19 protein-coding genes, 1 other RNA gene and 3 pseudogenes are annotated in these 26121 nt (G+C 29.8%); 20 read left to right on the top strand and 3 right to left on the bottom strand.

Annotated features, from left to right (window positions below):
• Positions 1–41: 41 nt before the first annotated feature.
• The 11 genes from L1S47_RS02980 (at position 42) to L1S47_RS02930 (ending at position 15223) form a co-directional block, all read left to right on the top strand.
• The gene (locus L1S47_RS02980; RefSeq protein WP_202769568.1) at positions 42–242 is read left to right on the top strand and encodes a heavy-metal-associated domain-containing protein; all 201 of its coding nucleotides are present in this window, start codon (positions 42–44) and stop codon (positions 240–242) included.
• A gap of 104 nt (positions 243–346) precedes the next feature.
• Entirely contained in the window at positions 347–2371 is a 2025-nt protein-coding gene (locus L1S47_RS02975; RefSeq protein ID WP_238882035.1) for a sodium-translocating pyrophosphatase, read from the top strand.
• Between the two features lie 210 nt (positions 2372–2581).
• Positions 2582–4804: a ribonuclease R gene (gene rnr, locus L1S47_RS02970; RefSeq protein WP_202769570.1), complete on the top strand. Its 2223-nt coding sequence runs from the start codon at positions 2582–2584 to the stop codon at positions 4802–4804.
• A gap of 189 nt (positions 4805–4993) precedes the next feature.
• Positions 4994–7075 (top strand): methyl-accepting chemotaxis protein, encoded by a 2082-nt coding sequence (locus L1S47_RS02965; RefSeq protein WP_238882034.1) that lies wholly within the window; start codon positions 4994–4996, stop codon positions 7073–7075.
• A gap of 86 nt (positions 7076–7161) precedes the next feature.
• Positions 7162–7635, top strand: a complete 474-nt coding sequence (smpB, locus tag L1S47_RS02960; protein WP_202769572.1) for an SsrA-binding protein SmpB — start codon at positions 7162–7164, stop codon at positions 7633–7635.
• 13 nt (positions 7636–7648) lie between these two features.
• Positions 7649–7993 (top strand): phenylpyruvate tautomerase MIF-related protein, encoded by a 345-nt coding sequence (locus L1S47_RS02955; protein WP_202769573.1) that lies wholly within the window; start codon positions 7649–7651, stop codon positions 7991–7993.
• A 319-nt stretch (positions 7994–8312) separates the two neighbouring features.
• Positions 8313–8663, top strand: a transfer-messenger RNA (tmRNA) gene (ssrA, locus tag L1S47_RS02950).
• A gap of 642 nt (positions 8664–9305) precedes the next feature.
• A complete protein-coding gene (locus L1S47_RS02945) occupies positions 9306–11477 on the top strand; it encodes an NUDIX hydrolase (RefSeq protein ID WP_238882033.1) in 2172 nt (723 codons plus the stop codon).
• 379 nt (positions 11478–11856) lie between these two features.
• Positions 11857–12348 carry a hypothetical protein gene (locus tag L1S47_RS02940; RefSeq protein ID WP_238882032.1) on the top strand — a complete coding sequence of 164 codons (492 nt, stop codon included), beginning with the start codon at positions 11857–11859 and terminating at the stop codon, positions 12346–12348.
• Between the two features lie 880 nt (positions 12349–13228).
• Positions 13229–14377 carry a GTPase gene (locus L1S47_RS02935; protein WP_238882031.1) on the top strand — a complete coding sequence of 383 codons (1149 nt, stop codon included), beginning with the start codon at positions 13229–13231 and terminating at the stop codon, positions 14375–14377.
• Between the two features lie 570 nt (positions 14378–14947).
• Positions 14948–15223 carry a hypothetical protein gene (locus tag L1S47_RS02930; protein WP_238882030.1) on the top strand — a complete coding sequence of 92 codons (276 nt, stop codon included), beginning with the start codon at positions 14948–14950 and terminating at the stop codon, positions 15221–15223.
• 214 nt (positions 15224–15437) lie between these two features.
• On the opposite strand, the gene L1S47_RS02925 is transcribed toward L1S47_RS02930, so the two are convergent.
• Both L1S47_RS02925 and L1S47_RS02920 read right to left on the bottom strand, forming a co-directional pair.
• Entirely contained in the window at positions 15438–15860 is a 423-nt protein-coding gene (locus tag L1S47_RS02925; RefSeq protein WP_238882029.1) for a hypothetical protein, read from the bottom strand.
• Between the two features lie 260 nt (positions 15861–16120).
• The gene (locus L1S47_RS02920; protein WP_238882028.1) at positions 16121–16351 is read right to left on the bottom strand and encodes a hypothetical protein; all 231 of its coding nucleotides are present in this window, start codon (positions 16349–16351) and stop codon (positions 16121–16123) included.
• 873 nt (positions 16352–17224) lie between these two features.
• Here L1S47_RS02920 and L1S47_RS02915 point away from each other — a divergent pair.
• From L1S47_RS02915 to tnpA, 7 genes and pseudogenes are all read left to right on the top strand, one after another.
• Complete coding sequence (locus L1S47_RS02915; protein WP_238882026.1) at positions 17225–17446, top strand: hypothetical protein; 222 nt, start codon at positions 17225–17227, stop codon at positions 17444–17446.
• Entirely contained in the window at positions 17436–17660 is a 225-nt protein-coding gene (locus L1S47_RS02910; RefSeq protein WP_238882025.1) for a hypothetical protein, read from the top strand. The genes L1S47_RS02915 and L1S47_RS02910 overlap by 11 nt, the downstream gene beginning before the upstream one ends.
• Before the next feature lie 72 nt (positions 17661–17732).
• Positions 17733–17975: pseudogene (locus L1S47_RS02905) on the top strand (transposase); the annotation flags it as partial.
• A 353-nt stretch (positions 17976–18328) separates the two neighbouring features.
• The gene (locus tag L1S47_RS02900) at positions 18329–18796 is read left to right on the top strand and encodes a nucleotide-binding protein (protein ID WP_238882024.1); all 468 of its coding nucleotides are present in this window, start codon (positions 18329–18331) and stop codon (positions 18794–18796) included.
• Positions 18793–19764 carry a nucleotide-binding protein gene (locus L1S47_RS02895; protein ID WP_238882022.1) on the top strand — a complete coding sequence of 324 codons (972 nt, stop codon included), beginning with the start codon at positions 18793–18795 and terminating at the stop codon, positions 19762–19764. Before L1S47_RS02900 ends, L1S47_RS02895 begins: the two co-directional genes overlap by 4 nt.
• A complete protein-coding gene (locus tag L1S47_RS02890; RefSeq protein WP_238882021.1) occupies positions 19742–19954 on the top strand; it encodes a hypothetical protein in 213 nt (70 codons plus the stop codon). Before L1S47_RS02895 ends, L1S47_RS02890 begins: the two co-directional genes overlap by 23 nt.
• A gap of 268 nt (positions 19955–20222) precedes the next feature.
• A pseudogene (tnpA, locus tag L1S47_RS02885) lies at positions 20223–20676 on the top strand (IS200/IS605 family transposase).
• A 176-nt stretch (positions 20677–20852) separates the two neighbouring features.
• Here tnpA and L1S47_RS02880 read toward each other — a convergent pair.
• Positions 20853–21980: pseudogene (locus tag L1S47_RS02880) on the bottom strand (IS3 family transposase).
• 501 nt (positions 21981–22481) lie between these two features.
• Here L1S47_RS02880 and L1S47_RS02875 point away from each other — a divergent pair.
• Positions 22482–24560 carry a hypothetical protein gene (locus tag L1S47_RS02875; protein WP_238882019.1) on the top strand — a complete coding sequence of 693 codons (2079 nt, stop codon included), beginning with the start codon at positions 22482–22484 and terminating at the stop codon, positions 24558–24560.
• A 132-nt stretch (positions 24561–24692) separates the two neighbouring features.
• Entirely contained in the window at positions 24693–26060 is a 1368-nt protein-coding gene (locus tag L1S47_RS02870) for a hypothetical protein (RefSeq protein WP_238882018.1), read from the top strand.
• Positions 26061–26121 lie beyond the last annotated feature (61 nt).

Here is a 26121-nt window from a genome sequence, read left to right as displayed (position 1 = left end):
ATTATATAATAAAATTAAATAAAAATATTGGAGGGATAGATATGAAGAAAATAATAATAGAAGGTATGTCTTGCGAACATTGCAAAGCTAGAGTTGAAAAAAGCTTAATAGAACTAGATGGAATTACTGCTGCTATTGTTGATTTAGACACTAAAACAGCAACAATAGAAGGAGATGCATCAGAGGATGCTATTAGAGATGCCATTGATGATGCAGGATATGATGTAGTATCCATAAGTTAATATAATTATAAAGAAACCAGCCTTTGGCTGGTTTTTTTTGTATAAATCAGAAAATAAAATAATAGTATTAAAAGTGGAGCAAAAAAATTAATTGGAGGAGAATTATGAATTTTTTATTTCTTACTGGGTTAGTTGGGATCATAGCTCTGATGTTTTCCTTTTTAACTGGACGGTGGATAATAAAAAAACAAGTAGGAAACCAAAAACTCAATGAAATATCTTCATATATAGAACAGGGGGCTATGGCTTTCCTGAAAAAAGAATATAGGTATTTGACAGTATTCATTGTAGTTGTATTTGTGACTATTTCTCTATTCTTAAGCATCAAAACAGCTATATGCTTTTTGGTAGGTGCGATTTTCTCAATACTATCAGGATTTTTTGGGATGAAGGTAGCTGTTAAGGCGAATGTAAGAACAGCAGAGGGAGCGAAAGAAGGAATAAATAAGGCCTTATCTTTTGCATTTTCAGGAGGCTCTGTTATGGGGTTATCTGTTGTTGGATTAGGCATACTCGGTATAAGTATTCTTTCGATAATTTTTAATCTAAATAGTGAATATATAACAGGCTTTGGCTTAGGGGCTTCCTCAATTGCTTTATTTGCAAGGGTTGGAGGAGGAATTTATACTAAAGCAGCAGATGTTGGAGCGGATTTAGTTGGTAAGGTAGAAGCTGGTATTCCAGAAGATGATCCAAGAAATCCTGCAGTAATTGCTGACAATGTAGGGGATAATGTAGGAGATGTTGCTGGAATGGGGGCAGATTTATTTGAATCCTATGTTGGTTCAATAATTTCTGCTATAACATTAGGGTTAACTTTAAAAATAACTAGTGGTAATGAAGAGGCTCTTTTCCCTATTATGCTCTGTGGCATAGGTGTACTTGCCTCTATAATTGGATCATTAACTATTAGATATAGTAAAGGCGATAATCCACAAAAGGTTTTAAATAGAGGAACATATATTGCATCAACAATTATAATAATTTTTGCAGTAGTATTAAGTAAGTATTTTCTTGGTGATTACAAAGGATTTATTGCAGTTTTATCAGGAATTGTTGTTGGGATTGCTATAGGTAAAGTTACAGAAATCTATACTTCCCCAGATTATAAATCAGTAAAGGAAATTGCAAATGAATCTAAAACTGGAGCTGCTACAAACATCATTGCAGGTTTATCAGTAGGAATGAAATCTACAGTTATTCCTATAATATTAATATCTATAGGAATATTAGTAGCTTATTTTTCAATGGGTGGAAATACATCTCCAATGAATGGGCTCTATGGCATAGCTTTATCTGCAGTTGGAATGCTATCAAATACAGGAATTGTAGTAGCGGTAGACGCTTATGGTCCTATAGCTGATAATGCAGGAGGAATAGCTGAAATGGGAGCTATGGATAAAAGCGTAAGAAAAGTAACTGATAAATTAGACTCTGTTGGAAATACAACAGCAGCTATAGGTAAAGGGTTTGCAATAGGTTCAGCAGCCTTAACTGCCTTAGCATTATTTGCATCTTATGCAGAAACTGTTGATATTAAAGTAATAGATTTATTAAATCCATTAACCTTAGTTGGGTTACTTATTGGCGGAATGATTCCATTTCTATTTGCAGCCTTAACTATGGAAGCAGTAGGAAAGGCTGCAGTTAAAATGGTTGAGGAAGTAAGAAGACAATTTAGAGAAAAGCCAGGTATAATTGCGGGGACAGAGGAACCAGATTACTCAACTTGCGTTGAAATATCTACTGAAGCAGCTTTAAAGAAAATGATATTACCTGGTATATTAGCAATAATTATACCTTTAGGCATAGGCATGTTATTAGGCAAAGATGCTCTGGCTGGATTATTATGCGGAGCAGTTTCTACAGGGGTTTTGGTTGCAGTATTAATGGCAAATGCAGGTGGAGCCTGGGATAATGCTAAAAAGTATATTGAAGGTGGAGAATTAGGAGGAAAAGGAAGTGAAGCTCATAAGGCTGCAGTAACAGGAGATACTGTAGGGGATCCATTTAAAGATACCTCTGGACCATCAATGAATATACTAATTAAATTAATGACTATTGTTTCATTGGTATTTGCACCACTAATAGCTGAATATGGCGGATTGCTTCTTAATTTATTTAAATAATTTTTGGGGACGGTTAACAACTAATTCTACTATTTAATGCCTTAAATATGACTTGTTATACAGGCATTAAAGCAAAAAGTTGTTAACCGTCCCCTTTATGATATATAATCAAATTAGAAAAATTTTCTTATAAAGCTATTTAAGTTCGATTGAATTAAATATAAAGGTTAGGAAAAAATATAAAATAGATAAATTTTAAGGAGGACAGTTATGGGAATAAAAGAAACAGTTTTAGGATTCATGAAAGAGCAAGCATATAGACCAATGGATCTCCAAGAATTGAGTGAAGTGTTTGATATAAAAAGAGATGAATATAAAGCTTTCAAAAAATGTATAAAGACCATGGAAAAAGAAGGACTTGTAATTAGAAATAAGAAGGATAAGTTTGGAGTGCCTGATAGAATGGGCTTAGTTACAGGAAAGCTTCAAGTTCACTCAAAGGGGTTTGGCTTCTTAATTCCTGATGAAGAAGGAAGAGCAGACGTATTTATACCAGCTAACAATATGAATGGTGCTTTAAATGGCGATAGAGTTATTGCAAAAATTCTAAAAGAAGATGTGGCTGGTAAAAAATGCGAAGGGGAAATTAGAGAAGTAATAGAAAGAGCTAATAAGAGTTTTGTTGGAGTATATGAAGACTCTAAAAACTTTGGCTTTGTTGTTCCAGAAGATAAAAGAATACAAAATGATGTATTCATAAGTAGAAAAGATACAAATGGAGCAACAACTGGAGACCTAGTAATAGTAGAAATTACAAAATGGGCAGATCAAAGAAGAAATCCAGAAGGTAAAATAGTTGAAATACTAGGTAAAAAGGGAGAAAAAGGTTTAGATATATTAACCATAATTAAAAAATTTGGTTTGCCAGAAGAATTCCCTGACAAAGTTATAAAATTTGCAGAAGGAATTGATGTAGAGATAAAAGAAAAAGATATAGCAGGTAGAAGAGATTTAAGAAACATAAAGATGGTTACTATAGATGGTGAAGATGCAAAAGATTTGGATGATGCTGTATCTATAGAAAAGCTTCCGGATGGAAACTATAAGCTAGGGGTACATATTGCGGATGTAACACATTATGTTAAAGAACAAAATCCATTAGATAAGGAAGCTTTAAAGAGAGCAACATCAGTATATCTTATTGATAGAGTAATACCAATGTTACCTAAGAAACTATCAAATGGGATATGTTCTTTAAATCCACAGGTAGATAGATTAGCTTTAAGTTGTAATATGGTTATTAACTCAGAAGGTAAAGTTATAGATCATGAAATATACGAATCTGTAATAAAAACTACTGAAAGAATGACATATACAGACGTAACTAAGATACTTAGAGATAATGATAAAGACTTAATAGAAAGATATAGTAACCTACATGAAGATTTTAAGAACATGGAGGAACTATGTAATATACTTCATAATAAGAGAATTAAAAGAGGTGCCATAGACTTTGACTTTGAAGAATCAAAAATCATATTAGATGAAAAAGGTAAGCCAATTGATATTAAGCCTTACGAAAGAGAAATAGCTAATAGAATTATTGAAGAATTCATGCTAGTTTGTAATGAAACCGTAGCTGAGTATATGTTCTGGACTAAACTACCATTTGTATATAGAATTCACGAAGATCCAGACTCAGAAAAATTAGAGAAGTTTAAAGAGTTTTTATACAATTTAGGATATCCAGTTAGATGGCCGCTTGAGATACACCCTAGAAATCTTCAAAATGTTTTAGAAGAATTTAAAGATAAGAAAGAAGAAACTGTAGTAAGTACACTTTTACTACGTTCTATGATGCAAGCTAGATATTCACCAGAATGTACAGGACACTTTGGCTTAGCAGCTAAGTATTATTGTCACTTTACATCACCAATTAGAAGATATCCTGACCTTCAAATTCACAGAATAATAAAAGAACACCTTCATGGAGGAATTGATGAAGGAAGAGCAACTAAGCTAGTTACTATAGTTGATTATGCAGCTAAGCAATCTTCAGAAATGGAGAGAGTAGCTCAAGAAGCAGAAAGAGAAGTAGATGACTTAAAGAAGGCTGAATACATGATGGATAGAATAGGTGAAGAATTTGATGGTATTATATCTTCTGTAACAAGCTTTGGTATATTTGTTGAATTACCTAATACTATTGAAGGCTTAGTTCATATTAGTGATTTAGATGATGATTATTATATATATGATGAAGATCATCTTTGCCTAATAGGTGAGAGAAAGAAAAATATGTATAAATTAGGTGATGAGGTTAAAGTAAGATGCGAGAAAGTAAATATACCAAATAGAGAAATATACTTTAAGCTCGTAAGTGATGAAGAACAAGAAGAGGAAACACCTAAACCAGAATCTATAGATAAGAACGGTTTAGAGGAGTTTGCAGACACTAATGTTGAATGTAAAAGTGAAGAAGAAGTTTTTTAATTAAAGGTTTATAAATACAGAGAATTAGTTTAGGAGATTTTATTAATTAAACTAATTCTCTGTTTTTGGTAGAATTAAAAAAATATAGTCATTATCATGAAAAAATTGTAATTTTATGAGATTTAATATATACTATTTAATAGGTATTTGAATATAATTTAAAGAATAATAAAAAGTGGTGGGGAGAATATGAGGCAAGAAATGAAAGACAAGTCTAAGAAAAAAACAAAAAATAAGTTTAATAAATTAAACGTCAATGGTAAAGTTAATATCAATTTTAAAAGTATAAAAGGAAAGATATTAGCTATTTTTTTGGTCATTTCATTAACTTCATCTATAGTAATAGCGGTAACAAACTATTATTTTGCTAAACAAGCAGTAACTAAAACAGGACAACCTTTAGTTGAGAATTTAGGCGAGCAGATTTCAGGAAGAATGGCAGAAAAGATAGATTCAATTAAAGGAGATATTAAAAATTTATCCGTAGATAATAGACTAGTAAATGGAACAGATGAAGAAAAGAAAGATTTATTAACTAAGTATGCTAAGGACAATGAATTCTACAGCATGGGTATAATAGATTTAGATGGTAACATTACATATTTAACTGGAGAAAAGGAAAATTTAAAAGATAAGGATTTCTTTAAAGCAGCTCTTAAGGGTGAAGCAGTAGTTGGAGAACCTTACTTTTCAAAGCTTGAAGGAGACATATTTGTAGCACCTTTTGCAGCACCAATTAAATCAGGAGATCAAACAATTGGAGTCTTATTAGGTGTTAAGGAAAATTTAGTTTTAAGCAATTTTGTTAAGAGTATAAAAATTGGTGATGCTGGAATAGCTTATGCATTAGATGGTAAAGGTAATGTTATAGTTCATCCAGATTCAGTATTGGTTTATAGACAAGAAAATGTAATAGAAAAAGCAAAAAGTGATTCAAGTTTAACAGCTCTAGCTGATATTGAGAAGAAAATGATAAAAGGTGAAAAAGGCACAGGAAGTTACACCTATGAAGGAGAAACTAAGTTTATAGGGTATGCTCCAATTGAAGGGACAAACTGGTCCATTGCAGTTGCAATTCCAGAAAAACAATTATTTTCTGAGTTATCAAGCATGAATAAAACTTCAATAATAACAATTATAATTGCGATTATAGTAATAATTGTCTCAGGTTTAGGTTTAGTTAACTTTATAATAGGAAACATAAGAAGAGTTCAAGATGACATATTAGAATTATCACAAGGTAACTTTATGTTTGAAGGTGACAAAAAACTTCTAAAGAGAAAAGATGAGTTCGGTAATATAGCTCAAGCACTTTCATCATTAAAAGAAGTTCAAAGAGACATTCTTAACGAAGTAGTAGATAGTTCAAGTGAAGTTAAGGCACAAGGTAATTCCTTAACTAATATATCTAAGGAATTCTCTGAGACTACATCCAATATAGCTAAATCAATTGAAGAGGTTGCTTCAGGAACTAACGAGCAAGCAACATCTTTAAATAGAATGGTTTCAATCTCAAATGACTTTGGAAGAGAATTAGATAATATAACAGATAATTTTAAAGAAGTTCAAACTATGATTTTAGATGTTTACAAAAAATCAGATGAAGAAAATGATAATGTAATTGCTGTAGCTAATGAGTTTAATAAGATGATTACTACCTTTGAAGACTTTAGAAGTAAAATTGACGATATGAATGGAAACATTAAAAAGGTTAATGAGATAACATATTTAATAAAGGAAATATCAGAACAAACAAATCTTCTTGCATTAAATGCAGCAATTGAAGCAGCTGGAGCAGGAGTAGCAGGAAGAGGTTTTGCTGTTGTTGCAGAAGAAGTTAGACAACTAGCTGAAAGAAGTAAGGAAGCATCAGAAAATATTGAAAGTATAGGTAAAATAATTCTTAAAGATAATAAAATGATCTTCTCTGAAACAATGGAATTAAATGATATATTATCAGAGCAAAAGAAAGCTATAAATAAGACATCAGATAGTTTCACTGAAATAGCAGGACTATTAGAAAAAGTAGCTCCAAAGATGGATGAAGTAAGTACTTCAAGTGTAGCTTTAGAAAAGAAGAAGGATGAACTTATAAATGACATTTCATCAGTATCTGCAATAGCTCAGGAAGTATCAGCCTTTACTGAAGAAATAACAGCTTCATCTGAAGAAATGAGTGCTGCAAGTGAAGAAATATATGGAGCTGCAAGTACCTTAAGCGAATCAGCTGATATGGTAATTGCTAAATTAAGTGTATTTACAATAAAATAATTGAAACCTATAGCTTGTTTTGTTGTTATGAAGAAGGTTATATATTATAATAGAGAAATGATAATAAAACCAAGTAGGTGGATAATATGGTAAGAAAGAATAATGATAATAAAACATTAGCTGAAAATAGAAAAGCTCGCCACGACTATTTTATAGAAGAAGCAATGGAAGCAGGAATAGAATTAGTTGGAACTGAAGTTAAATCCATAAGGGCAGGAAGAATTAATCTTAAAGATGCCTATGCGGATATTAATAATGGCGAAGTATTTATTAAAAATATGCATATAAGCCCTTATGAGCAGGGGAATATATTTAACGTAGATCCTTTAAGAGAAAGAAAACTACTTTTGCATAAGGAAGAGATAAGAAGACTTATAGGGCTTATTCAGCAAGAGGGGCTTACTCTAATACCACTTTCCTTATACCTAAAGAAGGGAAGAGTAAAAGTAAACCTAGCAGTAGGTAGAGGTAAGAAGAATTACGATAAGAGAGACACTATGTTAGAAAAAGCTCATAAGAGAGATGTGGAAAGAGCATTAAAGGAAAGAAGTAAATTTTAGGTGGTGAAAAATGATGCCCTTTATTAATTCAAAGGTAAGTGTAAAGTTATCAAAGGAAAAAGAAGAGGTTATTAAAGATAGACTTGGTAAGGCTATAGAAATAATCCCTGGTAAAAGTGAAAACTGGCTTATGTTAGGCTTTGAAGATAATTATAAGTTATATTTCAAAGGTGAGAATCTTGAAAAGGGAGCATTTATTGAAGTAAAGATATTTGGTAAAGCTTCAAAAGAGGCATATAACAAATTAACCACAGCTATCTGTGACATATTTTATGAAGAATTAGCTATTCCTGTGGATAAGATTTACGTAAAATATGAAGAAGTAGATAACTGGGGCTGGAACGGATCTAATTTCTAAAAGAATACTTAAGACTTAGTAGAAAACCTGAATTATCAGGTTTTCTTTTTCATTATGGGGACGGTTAACAACTAATAGCTTTAATGGTAGTATTGCTAATAGATATCTGTTGAAGTAAGTGCGTAGATAGTATAATATAATTCATGCAGGGAACAATTCATGAGTCCTTGCAATAATTCAAGAAATGGTCTATAATTAATATCTGGATCAAATAAAACTTAATATGGTTTTTAATTTTAAAAATCAAATGCGTTTAAAAACTTAAGTATATAATCTTTAAATAAATTATTATAAGAAGATTATAACTTACCCATAATACGGGGGCGTTATGGCTTCGACGGGGGTAAGATGGGTTTGATAAGCGAGCCGGGGGAAGCATGGTCCCACGAGATCAACTATGCAATAAAGATAAACGCAGAAGATAATTTTGCATTAGCTGCCTAGTTAGCAGCTCGTCAGCCTAAGCTTCCCGCAGCTTAGAATCTGGCGCCGATAGCGGGGAACCGAGCCTGCCAAAGCTTTGAGGTAGGAACGGAATTTATGAAGCTACTGAAGCAAGAAGCCTGTCTATAGGCGTCTTGTAGAGGGAATGTTAAACTATAGACTGCGCTCGGAGAAAGTCAGGCTGGTCTGCTTTCGGACAGGGGTTCGATACCCCTCGCCTCCACCATAAAATCCACGACTACTTGTAATGTAGCTTAAATAGCTGATTACAGGTAGTCGTGGATTTTTATTGTTGTGGGTAGCGGTACCATTAAAACTCTCATGCTAATTTAAAAAAATGTTATTTTAATAACTTAGATAACATATAAACGAATGATCAATATAGAAGTTTGCTACAAATAGAGAAATTTAATAATAAATTAAAAGAGCAAGAATGAGATAAAGATTTTTGATTGGTGTTTATCAATATTATAGAGTGAACTACTTATGAATCACGATGAAGTAATACTTATTATGATTTTTTCTATTCTTATATAATAGGAAAATTCGTATTAATTATAATAAATTACTATTATAAATTGCTATAAGAAACAATTATGGTAAAATAAACTTGGTAAGAGATGGAATATAAAATTAGAGTTCTAGATATTCATAGTGACTGTGTAAACTAATATGTTTCAAATAATATAAATATTTATAGATAAAATATAGTGTAGTTACTTAAAAAAATTTCCATTTAGAATGATGCATACATTGAGTTTGTGTATGTAATAATTAAGAGAGAATTACTTAACACAATATAATTAAGGTGTATAAAAATTATATTGAGGGAATTAGGAAGAAAAATCTGAAATATGGGGGAGGAAATATGAATAAGTTAGTTTATTTATTCGAATTAGATTCTGTAAGAAAAACTGATAAACAGATATATAAAGGTCAATTAGCAATGTTTGATGAACTTTTAGGGAATGGAAACATTATTGTAATGTCTATGAATCAAATTACTGATTCAAAAGCATTTTTATGTATGCTTGAAAGTGATGAACACTATAATATTGTAAAAAAATTAATAAAGCAGGGATACATTCGAATATCAAGATATGGGGGAACGCGAACTGTTTCTCAATATATACAAAATGCTATAAATAAAAATTTAGATAAAAGTGATGATATATTTATTTTTTCTGCTATTCCAGTAAAAAGTAATCAAAAACTTTTACTGAAATTAATGCAGAAGGTTTTAACGAATACTGACTTATCAATAATTCAGGAATATATAGATTTAGGAGATGAAGATAATCAAAAGATAGTAGAACTTTTTAATGAATATAGTATTGATGGAACAATTAAAGAAAATACTATAAATATTAATAACGCAAAAGAGTATTTAGAATTTCTTTATCGTTTTCTAGAATTAACAATTATTGCGAGTATGTATGGTGATTCAATAACTCCCCTTATAAAATATAGTGAAATATATATAGAAAAAAGTTTCTTTACTATTATGGAGAAAATAGTAGATTTTAATTGCAATAAAAGTGAATATCCTTTATGGGATGAAACAATTATTACATTAAGAGAAATAAAGAATCAGTTGATTGTTAATGCAGGAAGTGAAAAAAATAATCGTTCAGTATGGATAAAAAAGATAAAGGAGTTAGATGGAAAGAAAAATAAAGAAAATTTATATTATGCTGAATTAATTGTTAATTTATGCTATAACTATACGGTGGAACTTAGTATTTATGGTGTTTCAAAGCATTATGAAAGAGATGATGATATTAATATTGATTCATTTGAAAGAGAATTTTTTTCGCGTTTAAAATATGAATGGAATGGTGGAGAAGAGGCAGTATCTAGATTTTTACAGGAAGAAACAAACGAATATGTGCAATATAAAGGGAAATATCCAGATTGGAAACGTGGTATGAGGATAATTTCGAGACGGAAACATATTAAAATAAACTTTAATGATTATAAAAAAATACCATTATATGAATATAGTTATGAAAGTCAGCGTAAAAATGAAAAGAGAAAAGATGCTGGTAATATTTCCAAAGTGCTAATCACTATATTTATTAATGCATTAGTTCTTTATTTTTTGGACAATAAAATATCATATTTACAAGAATATATAAGTACATTTTTAAAATCAGTGATAACTTTCTTTGCAATAGCTGTTTTAAATGATATTATATCTAAATTATTTAATCTTCCTAATATATTAGAATGTATTCAGGTTGTGGAAAAATCAATGATTGATTTATTCGCAATTATTTTTAGAAAAACAGATACATATATAAATTATGATAATTTTAATAATGATCATGTAGAAGAAATACCAAACATTTTAAGGCAGGCAGATACAAAATCAAAGGCATTACAAGAATATATAGAGTTGTGGAAAAATAGACCGGATATGTTTAAAGAGTATAATAATATGATTATTATTGAACCAAATAAAAATGGAATTAAAGAAATTATCAAATATGAGACAATTTTTAATAAAAATATTGGGGTTGTTTATAAGAGTGATTATAATATGATGGTAGTTGATTTAATTCGAAATATAGAAGGCAAATATAGTACATATGAACGCTTAATGCCTACAGTTCGAGAAGGAGCTGTAGTAGTTGTACCGGTGTATAAAGGTAATTTTATTCTTTTAAATCAATTTCGTCATGCGATAAGACAAAAACAGTTAGCATTTCCACGTGGATATGGAGATATGGACAAAAACGGAAATGAAATAGATACTGAAAATAATGCCATTAAAGAAATAAAAGAAGAATTGGAAGCTGAAATAATTGATAAACCACAAAAATTAGGAAGTATCATTGCAGATAGTGGAATTAGTGCTAATAAAGTAATAGTTTATACAGTTAATATTGCTAAATATAAAGAAAAATTTGGATATGAAGGTATTGAAAATATACAACTAAAAACTGAAGAAGAACTTATTTGCTGTATAAAAAATGGAGAAATTAATGATGGGTATACATTAGCAGCATATATGTTATATATTAATAAACTTAAATAAAAATTATTTTTAAGTTTGTATAATAGCTTTGATAAATTTTTCAGGATAGTCTATAGTTTCTTCATTTTATATTTTAAAAGAGAAGCTAAGAGGCTATTAATAGATGCATAATATGTGGTGGATTTCAAGGGTAATGCTTCGCCTCCACCATATAAAAACCTAGACAGAGATGTCTAGGTTTTTTAAATATTTATCAACAGATGAATCGTACAATAAGTGAATACGGTTTATCTAGAAAGATGTGTAATGAAAACTAATATAGATGATGATTAGATTAATATAAAATTTATTTTTAAAATTTTAGTAGGATTTCAAATTAATATGTCGAAGTTTACTAGTGATAAAATAACAATAACTTGCTTAAACAAGGAGGTATAATATGGACATGACAACAATTAATATTATCGCAAAGATGGGTATGGATTTGACAGAACTTGCAGTAAAGAGTACTGCTACTGCCATTCACGGAAAAATTGAATCTGTAAAAAAAGAAAAGAACATTGAAACTGTTAGAAACACATATGATGAGATAGTAAATCAATTATTATCTGAAAGAGAAGAATCAATTCGCATTGCCCAAGCTTATAAAGAAGAACTTGAAAAAGTTGTTATTAGTGATCAGGATATAGAGCATTTACATAATACAGTTACTAAGATGTTAGAAATTTTAAAATTGATGAGTCCTCAAAATGAAGCAATAAATAGTTTTGAGATGTTAAAAGAATTAATTAGTATTGATACATTAAAAACAATGCAATTGTTGGGATTTAATTATAAAGCAGCTATTGGTGAACCGCTAACAGAATTGTGTGCCAATGCTATTGGGAACTTAGGGAAAAAAGAACGAAATAACCAGAATAAACGAAAATAGATATATATAAATTTATTTGAATAATTATATTAGGATGAAAGTGAAGTAATAAGAATCTATGATAGGATGTCATCTATTATTTCCAAGGAAAATTTAAAAAAGGCACTGGTGGATATAATCAATTCCGTATAACCTAGATTTAGTGAATGTAAGTAAGTTTATTAATGTACCTTAAACGTAATTAAATTAAATATAAATATATATTATACATTAGAAAGGAATAGTTGTTAAAAGATAAATAAGCATATACAAGAACAATCGGAAAGTAATAAATCATCAATAGAACTAGTAGTAAAATAGCTAGAGGGTATTGATATGAAGAGAAGTAATATAATAAGTGCAATTACTCAAGTATTTGATTATGACAAATTTAAAACAAAGAAGGAGTAGTTGAAGGATAGGAAAAAAAGTTAGAAGTAATTCTAAGGAAATAAGAGGCTAGAGGTCAAGCACCAAAAATAACAGAAGAGCAGGTTAAGAATTTGTTTTCAATGTTTGGAGGTTTTGTAAAAGAAAGAAATATATCAGAATGTAAAAAAATTATACAGGACTTCGTAAAAGAAGTAGTAATTTATAAAGAACACATTGAAGTAATCTTCAATGTGTCTTTTTCTTTACTAAAAAGTAGTGAGGGGGTAGAGGTTATAAGTAAAATTAAGCGGTATGACTTATATGAAAGATATAGTCAGAGTTTTTATATAAAGGTTTGTTAGAATTTTAAGTTGAAAAACTAATATCTATGGAGATGTATAATATTATATGGAGATATATGATATCATTTGAATAAAAGTATAAAAAAGTATATTATTATATCAATGAAAATACTATTTTTAAAAATAATGTGACAGGAAATACGTAAAGGGATAAGGGAGGTTTTATTATGGAAGATTTTAATGTTTTTAGTGAGGCTTTTAATAGGATTGAAAAGGAATTAAGTGATATGGATAATGTAAATATACTTATTGTTGGTAAGACTGGTGCTGGAAAAAGTACTTTAATTAATAGTGTTTTTAGATCAGAAATGGCAGAGACAGGAACAGGTAAACCTGTTACACAACATTTAAAGAAAATTAGCAAGGAAGGTATACCAGTTAATTTATATGATACAAAAGGGTTGGAACTAAATGAAAGTGTACAAGAAGAAATAAGAAAAGAAATTTTAGATGAAATAGACAAATGTAATGACTTATGTATAAAGAATGATGATAAAAGTGAACTAATACATGCTTGTTGGTATTGTATTGATGGTTCAGTAAGAAGATGTGAGGAAACAGATATTGAATGGATTAGTGAAATATCTCAAAAGGTTCCAGTTATTGTAGTGATAACCAAGGGGTTTCCTAAGAAAGATACAAGAGAATTCAAGACAAAAATTGACAATATTAATTTAAATTGTAGAGCTATAGTACCAGTATTAGCGCAACCATATGAAGATAGAGATGAAGAGGATGAAGAGGATGAAGTAGTAATAATACCTTCATATGGTTTAGATAAATTAGTTGATATAACATATGAAGTTTTACCAGAAGGTGTTAGAAAATCTTTTAATAATGCACAAAAAGTAAATTTAGATAGAAAAATTAATGCAGCAAGAAAATGGGTAACTGGATATGCAGCAACAACAGGAGCAATAGGGGCTTCACCTATACCTTTTTCTGATGCTCCATTATTAGCGGGGGCACAATTATCAATGCTTGCCCATATTACTGCTATTTTTGGTTTACCTATAGAAAAGGCAGTATTAACTGCTATCATAAGTTCAGTTGCAGGAGTATCTGGAACAACACTGGGAGGTAAAACATTAGTATCTAACTTATTAAAGTTTATTCCAGGAGCAGGGACTGTAGCAGGTGGGGCAATAAGTGCATCAGTTGCATCTATTATGACAATGGCGTTAGGATTAGCTTATATTAGTGTATTAAAGTATATATTAGAAGAAGAGAGTAAAGGTAATGAGGTAACTACAGAAGTAATAAAAGAGAAGATGAAAGAGGCATATAAAAAAGAACTTATATTTACTAGAAGATAGTTAATTGTTAATAATATTTCATAAAAGACACATTGAAGTGATATTTGATGTGTCTTTTTCTTTAATTAAAAATCGTAAAGAAGTAGAGGTTATAAGTAAAGTGAATAGGTATGATTTATATGAAACATATAGTCAAAGTTTTATATAAAGGTTAGTTAATTATACAAAATTTAAATATTAATAGATAATAATATGATGGAACTATGTATATTTAAAGAGCGTTTTGAAGTAATAATCAGCAAGGCATTTTTAGTACTTAAAAATAGGTAAGCTATAGATTTCCTTCTAAGCAGAGAAAAGAAAAGGCTAATATAAATTGTTTTATAATAATATTTATCTTTTTGTATTGCTAAGAAATAATGTCGTTAAAGGTGTGTTTAGTGAAGTATAAATAGATAATGTATTAATTAGTGCATTTAATATAAAAAAGGTATAATTCAAGAGTTAACTGAAGAAGTTTATAGAAACTTAGTAGGATGAGTATAGGAAAAAATCGAATTTAGAGACTTTGATTACAAACGGGTAGTAGGTATATAATAAAATCATGACAAATAAAAGGAGGGAATATATATGAATGAAAGACATAAGTGGTCTATAGTTGATGATATTATAGCATTTTATTTATACAAATATAGTACTAAAGAAGTTAATTACACGTATGATGAAATATCTAATAAGCTTGGAATGAGCACAGATAGCTTAAAGATGAGAAGAGCAAATTATGAGTCATTAGATAAGAATACAGGCTTATCAGATGTATCAAAGCAAACAGTTAAAGTATTTGAATGCTTTAAAGACATAGATTCTAATGAATTTAGAGCAATAGTTGAGAAGTTACTAGATTAGCATTAGTCTATAAAGATAGTATTATTTGCTAATGATATAAGAGAAAATATTTTATATTAATACCTCAAACCATATTACTATAAAATTAGTAATGTAGCTTGAGGTATTTTAGCTTTATTAAACTGTATCATAATTACATAATAAAGAGAAAAAGTATTAGATATAATTTAATGCGTTTCCTTTATTCGAGCTAAATTCAACTGCTTACTTAAGGTTATAATTGGTCTTCATAAATACATAGGAAGTTTTCAATATGGTATGGTGCAAGTGTGATTAAAGGTGAAGGAAAATCACTCTGTTGGAAGTAAGGAAATTCCTTTTTATTATCCCAAGTATGATATTTAGGGTTATAAGCTAAACTTAAGCTTTGAAACAAGTTCTTTGCACCGTTTTCAGAGCCATTATGAATATAGACATAATCTGGAGTAATCATCGGTTTAGAGCTTCCATTACTTGGATTTAAGGTTACTGAGGAATTAACTCCGAAACGTAAACAACTGTCATAGATACAAATAGAGCCGAATCCAACAATCAAACCAATTTGTCTTTGGCAGTACATGACCTTTAATAATTCTTCGAACTTTTTAGAGTGTAATAAATCAATCTTAAAATTGGTTATTTTGCAATAATGTTCCATATCGGAGAGTGAAGTATTTGAGATACAGTATTGGTGTGATTTTTGTGAACTAAGTTTAAGTCTATATGCACTATATATTGACCTTTTTAGTAGTTCATTAAGAGTATTTACAGCATTATAGGAATTTAGCTCATTATTATATGAAATGATAGAGCTGTTTGTATAATCTGAAACTAGTTGAGATAAAGGTTTTGTTAATATAAATAAATTATCCCCCTATTTTAATTAATTACAGGAAAAATATAAACAGATAGAAAATTTTACCCCTTATATTTGTTAGAAAGTTCTTTAATTTGGTTTGAAGTCAAATCAGGTTGTGAGTTCAGTTTATTAATAATACCTTCGGCAACTTGACTGTCTATTGGAATGTAAGTATCACCAGGGCGAGGTCTAAAATCGACATTAGCTTCCTTTAAAGATATTCCTTCTTTAGGCGGAATAATAAATTTCACATCAAACTGTAATGGCCATCGGCCAGAAACTTCTATCATAGGTGAAATTATTTCGACCAAAGATATTATTCTTTTCTCAGGGGAAGTTAGATAAATAAAACATTTTTGACCAACCTGAATCTTGCTTGCAAGTGATTTACGATTCTGGAGAAAGCCAATTCTAGGAGTATTAGTAAATTGATAGAATCCAGGAAATAATATCTTGATAAAATATTCTGGAATGAATCCTTTACTCAGTGCAGAATTACGTAAATGAGTAACATTTGAAGTTGAGCAGTTAAGTTTTTCAGCTACTTGTGTTAGTGAATAGCCTTTATCATAAATTAAATCTGTAGCAAGCTTTTCATTTTCAGTGAATTCTTCGTTAATTACAGGTACATATCCATTGATTGCAAGCCAGGTATAATATCTGCGAGCAGTAGGTAGTGAAACACCTAGTATCCTTGAAATTGAGGATAAACTTTACCCCTGGCTGTAAAGGTCAAGGGTAGTTTTGTAGTTTGGATTCTCTGGGAGGTGAGGTAGTAGCTCTACTGTCTCAGCTGGGCTCATCTTCAGCTAATATGTCAGCCACGATTTGAGCATCTAGTAGAGGTTCAATTCTTGACCAAATTTTCGATTGAACCGCCTTTAATTCCTCATCAATTATCGATTGTATCTGTTCTTTAAATTGTACATTCATTATTAATCTCATATACTGTGTGAAGTATACTCTATTGAGTACACACTCGATATACTATACTGTATAGAGTATGTCAATAAATTTCATAGAAGAACTTTTCTGCATAAATATATATAAATCATCAACAATAGTATGTTTAACGACAATAAGGGTACAGCAAATTACTTGATGATACGCATAAATTATGCTTTGTATGGGAAAATAATATTACAATGATGTAGAGGTGAGTTATGAAAGATAAAGTTATATCATATAAAACAAGAGCAAAGAAGAAGGCAACAGCCAATAGACTGAAAAATAAACGGCACAAAAACTTAGACAAACAATCGATAGAGAATAATGTAATTAACCTACAGTATATAATTGCACCAGATTTTTATGAAGATGATTTGTTAAGGCAAGAAGTTATTGGCAATTTACGCAGTAGAAGGGGGAAGACTAATGGCAACTAATAAGATAAACAAACTAGATAAGATGGAAAGAATGAAAGATAGAATTTTACGTTCTTCTGAACTAACAGCTGCAGATACATTAGAGTTATGTGCAGATGATATTGCTCCATTATCTGGAGAATACTTAGGAAATGGGGATGGAAGATTAATGGTTAAATATAGAAGTTGGAGGAAGGACGCTAGAGAAATAAGAGAAAAATATGGTGTTAAGTAGTGGATCTTACCAACCGCGCTTCGCCTCCACCATAGAAAAACCTAGACAGAGATGTCTAGGTTTTTTCATTTGAAAGGTATAAGAATAATTGGAGCACATTTATGTATAGATTATATACATATGTTACTTGAAATTCCACATAAAATGAGTGTATCTGGCTTCGTGGATTTTTAAAAAGAAAAAGTAGTTTGATAATTTTTGAAAGATATTCAAATTTAAGATATAAGTACGAAATAGGCATTTTCGGTGCAGTGGTTTTTATGTTGATACTTTAGAAAAAATAAAAAGGTAATAGAAAAATATATAGGAAATCAGTAAAGGGAAGATATATTAAGAACAAATTAGTATCAAAGAGTACATGGACCCTTTTAAGGTAGCAATTAGAGAAGTATGCGGATGTGAATTTTTTTATATATGACTTAAGGTATAACGGAAGTAATATGCCCTTAGATTAAAAGTAGAAATGGGCAGAGAGGAAGTAAAACGAATAGATATAATTTACCTTTTATATAGAAATGTTGAGTAGATAATCATGTAGTTTGAGGATGGTTACAATTACTATATTAAAAGACAAAAAATGATTCGGATTTCAATAAATAGAAGGATTTTCAAAAAAAGTGTAGAATATTATCTTTACATAACATAGTATTTGTAAAGGAGTTTAGAGTATGAGTATTGATGATAAACCAAGTGTTTTTGTAGGTTCTTCAACTGAGTCAATAAGTATTGCAGAAGCTGTTCAGGAAAATCTTCAGCATACATGTAATATTGAGTTATGGTCTCAAGGTACATTTCAACCATCAAGTACAAGTTTAGATGACTTATTAAAAACGATAAATAGGTTTGATTTTGCAATCTTTATATTTAAGCCAGATGATGTAACAAAGCTTAGGGATAAAGAATATAGTACAGTGAGAGATAATCTTATTTTCGAAATGGGGATGTTTATAGGAAAAATAGGAAAGGAAAGAACTTTCTATATTACTCCTAGAGATACAGAAATACATTTACCTACAGATTTAATAGGATTTAGCCCCGCTACGTATAATAAAGACCAATCTAATATTATTGCTGCTGTAGGTGCAGCTTGTTCCGCAATAAAGAGAAAAATTACTGAATTAGGCAAGATAGTATGATATTAAATAAACGGGAAGTACTAATAATTTTCTCTTCGTATGGCAAAGAGTATGCAGACTTATTACAAGAAGAACTTGATAGGGGAGCATATATATTATTACAAGATCAGATTATTGGATTTCCAATGCAGAATAGGTTTGAAAATATAATTTGTGAATTAAATAATTCAGATTTCGGCATTGTTATTATTACAGAGAAAGATATCAAACTGCATAACAAAGATTTAATATTTTTAGTTGGACTTTTAGTAGGCCAATTAGGATTACAAAGGTTTGCAATTATGTTGCCAAATGGCTATAATATAAATACTATTAGTAATCATTTAAGTGGACGTGAACCTAATTATTATGATATGAATGACACAAATAAGAGTAGAGCTATATCAAAATCTATTATAAATGTGAAAAATGCTTTGAGAACGATTAGTAAAAGGAAAACAGAAAATGATTATGTTATACTTGAAAATAAAAAAGAATTGTTAAGAATAGCACTGGATACCTATTCAGAAAAGAAAGAGAGATATAATCCTTTTTTAGTGTATCTTGTTAAATGTTTTAATGTAGATGCAGGATTTAGTTCCCCTAAAGTTCTTGGAGCTACTCTATTTTCATTAGGCAATAATTGCCTTAAGCAAGTTGGTACTGCAGGTATTAAATCTAATCATAAATTTTCTCTTGAAGAAGTAGATAAATTTGTTGTTCAATGCTTTTCTCAGGAAGATGACTTATTATTAGGTGAAAAATTTGATAGGTTAACAGGTGATGATGAATCTTATGAATATATTTTTTGTCAATCTATTCATAGAAAGTATGTTTTGACAGTACACATTAATTGTAGAGAAAAAATAGATAATAAAGATTATTCAAGGCATCTTAAGTGTTTAGCTGATTGCAATGCAGGATATATTGCAATATTAGAATTGTTTCTAAAAGGAGGTAGTATTGTTGGTAAGAAAAATTATATGTAGAGAAATACAACCCGGAATAAATTCATGCAAAAGAACAAATAAGAGATATTTTAGTCATTCAAAAACTTATTTAAGAAGACGCTCTAATAAAATTGAGTTAACTTATGATGGACCAACAATTTACAATGTAAGTGGAAATGTAAAAATCGTAGCATCTGCGAAATCTGATAAAGAATTATATGTAATATAAAAGAAATTGAGTATGCTCTTGAGATGTATAAGAGACGTACTCATTGCATAGATAGTACACTATAGGTGGTAGAATTTAAAAGCTCAAGTATCATCCACTATAAAAAAACTAGATATTTCTATCTAGTTTTTTTTATTGTCTCAATTAAAATCACTTGCTATGCAAGTGTGTTCGGAAAAGCTTTAGCAGTGAGACAGTAAAAAACCTCATTTAGTTAAAATAGAATTAAGATTCGCTGCTAAATTTTAAAACAAAAGGAGGCATCCAAATGGAGGATAACAGTTTAGCATGCACCAAATGGAAGTGTAAATATTATAAGTCATCGCGCCAAAGTATAAAAGAAAAGAGATTTATGGGGAGATGAAGACCGAAATAGGGAAAATATTAACACTGTTGTGTGATTGGAAAGGTGTAAGAATAATCGAAGCGCATGCATGTATAGATAATATACATATGTTAGTAGAAACTCCACATAAAATGAGTGTATCTGGTTTTGTGGGATTTTTAAAAGAAAAAAGTAGTTTGATGATTTTTGAAAGTTGTTTAAATTTAAGATATAAGTATGGAAATAGCATTTCTGGTGCAGAGGTTTTTATGTTGATACAGTTGGAAAGAATAGAAAGGCAGTAGAAGAATATATACGAAATCATGAAAGAGAGGATATGTTAGTAAATCAAATTAGTATTAAAGAGTATATGGACCCTTTTAAGGGTAGAAAGTAGGCAGTATGCGGCTACGAATTTTTTTATAGGTGCCTTAAGGCACGACGCAAGTAATAGAACCATATATGGCTAAAGTAAAACCACCAGTTAAGCTGAAGTTGTCAGCCTAAAGTAGACAGCAATAAAAGCAATCATTTGGAATTGTCAAGGTTTGGTAGACACAAAGTTAAGCAATTTTATGAATTCACTTCTTCAAATTGAGATGGAGAGAGATATCCCAATGAAGAATGCATTCTCTTAGTATTGTAATACATTTCAATATATTTAAAGATTTTTTTGAGATTGTTCAGGAGACTCATAATTTGCATCCTGAATAAGCTCTCTTTTTATTGTTCTATGGAATGATTCCAGTACTGCATTGTCATATGGGTTACCTTTTCTACTTTGGCTACGAATCGCGTTATATTTTTTAACAATGCTTGAAATCTTCATCTTGTAAACTAAGAACCTTGATCTGTATGTACAATCAGTTCTTTTTCAGGGTGCTCTTTTCCGTACGCCTGCATAAATGCTCCGATAACAAGAGTATCTTTCACTTTATTACTCATAGATCAGCCAACTACTTTCCTTGAATATATATCAATAAATACTGCAAGATATAGAGTGCCCATTTTCGTTGGTATGTAAGTTATGTCCCCAACCCATATTTTATTCCTACCATCAGATTCAAAGACTTGATTCAATAAATTGGGTCTTTCAACTGTATTTACTTTTTGATTGTGCTGTTTATAGAGATAGCGGAAACCTTTTGACAAAAGTTTCATATTCCTCATTAGACTAGATACTCTTTTCCTACTAACATGGATTCCTTTATGGTCTAGAACCTTAGCAATTCTTTGAACCATATATGCTTTTATTTTCCTCAAAGATCTGTTTTATTTCTTTGCTTAATACTTCATTTTCTATATCTCTGTTTGATGGCTTATGATTCAAGTGTTTATAAAATCTAGATATTGAAGTATTTAGCATTTTACAAGCTTTCTTGATGTTGTACTTATCCAGGTTTTCTTTGAAATATTGAAACCTTATTTGTTTTTTCGCTTCAAGAAGGTCTGGTATTTTTAAAATAAATCTAATTCCTTCCATAGCTCATTATTTTCTTGTTTCAGCTACTGACAAGAATAGAGCGCAGTCCCATGTCCAGGAAACGCGTTCTCTCCATATTCTTCATACTCACTTATCCAACGGTATAAGGAATTGTAATGGATAGATAATTCCTTTGCTACATCAGCAACAGAAGTATTATCTTCCAAAACTAACTTGACCGCTGTAACTTTAAATTGTTTATCATAATTTCTTCTCATAAAGCAGACCACCTTTTCACATTTTTCTCTTATCTTGGTGTCTACTTTATTGTACCACTTCCACCCTCTGTTTTTAAATGTAAGGGCGCCTTTCTTTTAAAATAATAAAAATATTAACTAATATATAAAACCATAAAAAAATTAGCATAATTATTGTCTAATACATTCATTTCTATGAAAATTAATACTTATAGAGTATAAATTACATGAACTTAAGAAATACTTAAAAAATAGTTAATTTTAGTGTTGACAATTGAATAGCCAAGGTATATTATGGAGTAAATTACATATACTGAAAATTCTAAGCAGCATGAGTCATAGATTTTGATTCATGTAAGATATGTCAAGAAGTTTCTGATTCGTATTAAAGTATATTGATAGGTAGATTTTTGTTTACATACGTTTAATATACAGTCAATATTAGTAGAATTCAGCCCTTCTGACAGTTCAGGAGGTTTTTTGTTGTGTAATTTAATAATTAAATTAAGGAGGTAACAAGATATGTTACAACTAAATCAAATTATTAATAGTATTAAACGCAATGAAGGTAAAGGTTCTGCTAATACCATAGTAGGTCCTACTGAAGCTGGGAAAAGTACATTCTTAGCTGGTGCGGCTAAGTCGGAGCCTGTTTTTGAATTATTAAGTGAAAGAACTTCCAATGGAAAAGGGAGTTTAGTTAATGCGGAAATTAACATTACTGATGATCCAGAGATAGATGAAAATAAGTTATATATACATGGGTATATATGCAAAATGACTGTGGCCGATATTGGAGACGATAATAAACTTCTTGGTAGTATATTATTTTTGTCGGCAAAGGAATGCTCACAGAATAAAAGAATAGATACTAACGTGTTTGTGGATAAAATTGAGAAGACTTTCAATATTGCTCTAAAAACTCCATCTAATGACACCTTGGCATATAAGATAGCATCTTTTAATGATGATGAAAAGAAAAAAATTGTTTCAATTATTTCAGAATTTCCTATTAATGATGTTGTTAATCTATATGAAGAAGTAATGGCAATACAAAAGGTTAATAATAAAAAGGGACAGTATGCAAGTAATATCTTCTCAGAAAAAATAGGTACATTAAAAAGTTTAGAAGAGTATGTTAATGGATTTTGGAATTGCGTTATAGAATGTTTAAACTCTGGAGTGGAACGTTTTAAACAAACATTAGATGAAATGAAAGATATCACGTATGTTGATGCGGAGATTGAGGGTAAAAATGAATTTTATGTGGTTTTAAGTGGAAATGATAATGAACAAAAAATTAGAGATATTTTACTTAAAAGTGAAAATGGCTCTAAAGAATATTTGTTATCAAAGCTGTCCTTTGTTTTTAGAGGTGCAGATTGGATTTTTGAAAATGCTGAAATAGATAAGGATACATTTATTGTTGCAGAGTATAATAACAAAAAAATACATGTGATAAGATTCATTGATACAATGGGGCTATTCCATGAGTTAGGGAAAGAAACAGAAGATGAATATGAACGTATATTAGATATACTTTCCCAATATCATTCGGAAAAAGTTATTTTTGTTATAAGTTCTGATGTTAATGCTACTACAAAAAATGGATATCAAGCTATACGTGAATTTTTAACTAAATCTAAAGGGAATATTAGTGTTTATTTAATGTTTACAAAATGGGATATATTCATGCAGTCCAAAGTATCTGAAAATGTAGGGAAAAATAGATTTGCACGAAGAAAGAAGATAGAAGTTGATTGGTCTGAAATTTTTAAAACTTCCCAAAATGAACAAGATTCATTGATAAATTCATTTGAAGTGGCTGTTTCAGATAATAGTAGTAAGAATAAGCCAATTATTAAAGGAGCATTTAAGTATGGACTAATTTCAGGAAATGATGATTTAGATAATTGCTTAGAAAAGGAAGAAGTAATATATGAAAGTGCTATTTCAAAGTTGATTTGTTCGTTAAATTATGCTGAAAAATTAAATGGAGATAAGATACGTATTAAAATTACTGAGGATAAACCATACTCAGTATTGATAGACTCGCATAGAAAGATAATCATTTCAGCTTTGTTTAATAATTTAGTAGCTGAGTGTAAAGGTAAGAAGCTATATGCATCAACAGTAGCCGCTTGTATTCGTAAATGGAAAATATGTGTACCTCATTTATCAAAAGTTGTAGCAAATCAATATGGATATGAAAATATTGAGACGAGATTTGTACTTGAAATAGGAAACTATGCAAAGGAATTATCGAAAAATACTATAGCTTTAAATCCAAAAATATTGCTAGGTGGAGATGATGAAGTTACACTACTCCAAGGAATCATTAACAGAAAAGTTTCAAATAATATAGGTAAGACGTTTGCAGCTAGAGTGTTAGATGATTCTTATAGAAATGGATTCTCAAGAAATAGTGATATTTATATGACACAGTATAACCGTTTTTCAAACCTATTACAGTACACACAAGATAATTATTTTAATTCATCCCAAATTAATGCTAATCAACATATCATTGAGTGTCTTGAGAAAGCTATAGAAGAATGCATTAATGATGTTATAAATGAAAATTGTATTGTGGTTTATTAATTATTAAATAAATAAGATAACAATGACTGTAAGAATTAGTGGAAAATTAATTCTTACAGTCATTCATTGATTAACAAAGAATACTAAGAACATTTCTAAATAGATTTGTAGCATATTAATGGAGGTGATTTAATGGGAGATAGATGCATTTATTGTGGCTTATCAGGAGAATTATCAAAATCTGATATAATTCCTGATGCACTAACCAATGCAAAAATTATTAATCCAAAAGTTTGTAGGATAGAACACAACAATAAGTTTAGTGATTTATTTGAAGATGAAGTTATTGGGAAGCTAGCAATAATAACAAATGAACTTGATATCAAATCAAGTAAAAGTAAAAAATATGCACCATATGAGGCAAAAGTAATGGTTGCCGGAACAGAGTATAGTACAAAAATTACATCTGAGGCAGAGTTGTTCCGCAACAAAAAGATGCGTAGTGTTGATGGAAAATCATTACTAGGACCAATTGATGAAATAAGAAAAATTAAAACAGCAAGTGATACAAACATAAAGGAAATTGATATAAACCAAATAGAGATTGAGAAAAGAGTTAATATTGATTTTTCGGTATTTTTTAGTCAGGCTATGTATAGAATGGTAGCTAAAATTGCTTTTGAATGGTTTTGCTTGAATAATGATGTGAATGATAAAATAAATTCTTTTGATCCAATAATTAAGTTTATAATAAATGGAACCGGCGATGGATTGGTTTCTATTGTAAGCAATAGCGAACTATATGACTTAATTAATAGAACAATGGATTTTGGAAGTCATACACTTTTGTCATATATTGGAGATGATGGCTCGGTAAATATATTGGTGAGTCTATTTGGTATGGCAGTATATAACATTCGAGTAAGTGATTCAGTTATAGATGAATGTAAAAATAATGTGCTATTTCAAACACTTTCACTTGATGCAAAGAGAGTTCAATTTAAGTATGATACTTTTGGTAATTTTTCAAATAATCTTAAGTATAGTTTTGTAGAGTTTAAACTGGATAATGGTTTCACTGCAATGTTACCCAAAAATATGATGGATACTACACTAGAATATAAGGTGTTTTATGGATTAAATTATCCTTTATTTCAAAATCATTTACAGTATATAAATGAACCCAATGAGCAAAGTATAAATCTTATTAAAAAATATATGGAAGACATATTGCAATCATCTGCTATTACAATTAGAGGATTAAAACGGTTTGTAAATGAATACTTTAAGAGTTTTAATGAAAAAGTTAGATTGAATCCAAAAGGTACCAATAAAAAGTCAGTGTTTTTGTTTTACATACTATTTCTTGTAGGACAAACTGACTTGGGGATAAAGAATCTTCATGATTTAAATAAGGTACTAAAAGAGAAGTTTAATAATGAAGCGATTATAATTAATGATGAGTTAACTTACAAATTAAACGATGTAATTCTATCTGCTGCAGAATACTCAGACATAATTAAGAATGGTGCTAAGGCCATTGATAGTTGGGAATATTAGTTTAAGTAGGTATTATTGATATATTCTCATATACGCTGTTATATAAAAACTAGCAATCGAC

It is taken from the genome of Clostridium sp. YIM B02551 (assembly GCF_022324735.1).
Classification (GTDB): Bacteria; Bacillota; Clostridia; order Clostridiales; family Clostridiaceae; genus Clostridium_T; species Clostridium_T paridis.
Note: the sequence above shows the minus strand (reverse complement) of the source record. Positions and strands in the feature narration are given on the sequence as shown.

Coding starts and splice junctions, on each gene's coding strand:
- L1S47_RS02920 (WP_238882028.1), bottom strand. CDS start 16,351: ATGATAGAAGTTTCTGGCCGATGGCCATTACAGTTTGATGTGAAATTT.
- L1S47_RS02940 (WP_238882032.1), top strand. CDS start 11,857: ATGGACATGACAACAATTAATATTATCGCAAAGATGGGTATGGATTTG.
- L1S47_RS02980 (WP_202769568.1), top strand. CDS start 42: ATGAAGAAAATAATAATAGAAGGTATGTCTTGCGAACATTGCAAAGCT.
- L1S47_RS02965 (WP_238882034.1), top strand. CDS start 4,994: ATGAGGCAAGAAATGAAAGACAAGTCTAAGAAAAAAACAAAAAATAAG.
- L1S47_RS02935 (WP_238882031.1), top strand. CDS start 13,229: ATGGAAGATTTTAATGTTTTTAGTGAGGCTTTTAATAGGATTGAAAAG.
- L1S47_RS02955 (WP_202769573.1), top strand. CDS start 7,649: ATGCCCTTTATTAATTCAAAGGTAAGTGTAAAGTTATCAAAGGAAAAA.
- L1S47_RS02910 (WP_238882025.1), top strand. CDS start 17,436: ATGGCAACTAATAAGATAAACAAACTAGATAAGATGGAAAGAATGAAA.
- L1S47_RS02895 (WP_238882022.1), top strand. CDS start 18,793: ATGATATTAAATAAACGGGAAGTACTAATAATTTTCTCTTCGTATGGC.
- rnr (WP_202769570.1), top strand. CDS start 2,582: ATGGGAATAAAAGAAACAGTTTTAGGATTCATGAAAGAGCAAGCATAT.
- smpB (WP_202769572.1), top strand. CDS start 7,162: ATGGTAAGAAAGAATAATGATAATAAAACATTAGCTGAAAATAGAAAA.
- L1S47_RS02945 (WP_238882033.1), top strand. CDS start 9,306: ATGAATAAGTTAGTTTATTTATTCGAATTAGATTCTGTAAGAAAAACT.
- L1S47_RS02925 (WP_238882029.1), bottom strand. CDS start 15,860: ATGGAACATTATTGCAAAATAACCAATTTTAAGATTGATTTATTACAC.
- L1S47_RS02915 (WP_238882026.1), top strand. CDS start 17,225: ATGAAAGATAAAGTTATATCATATAAAACAAGAGCAAAGAAGAAGGCA.
- L1S47_RS02900 (WP_238882024.1), top strand. CDS start 18,329: ATGAGTATTGATGATAAACCAAGTGTTTTTGTAGGTTCTTCAACTGAG.
- L1S47_RS02875 (WP_238882019.1), top strand. CDS start 22,482: ATGTTACAACTAAATCAAATTATTAATAGTATTAAACGCAATGAAGGT.
- L1S47_RS02975 (WP_238882035.1), top strand. CDS start 347: ATGAATTTTTTATTTCTTACTGGGTTAGTTGGGATCATAGCTCTGATG.
- L1S47_RS02870 (WP_238882018.1), top strand. CDS start 24,693: ATGGGAGATAGATGCATTTATTGTGGCTTATCAGGAGAATTATCAAAA.
- L1S47_RS02930 (WP_238882030.1), top strand. CDS start 14,948: ATGAATGAAAGACATAAGTGGTCTATAGTTGATGATATTATAGCATTT.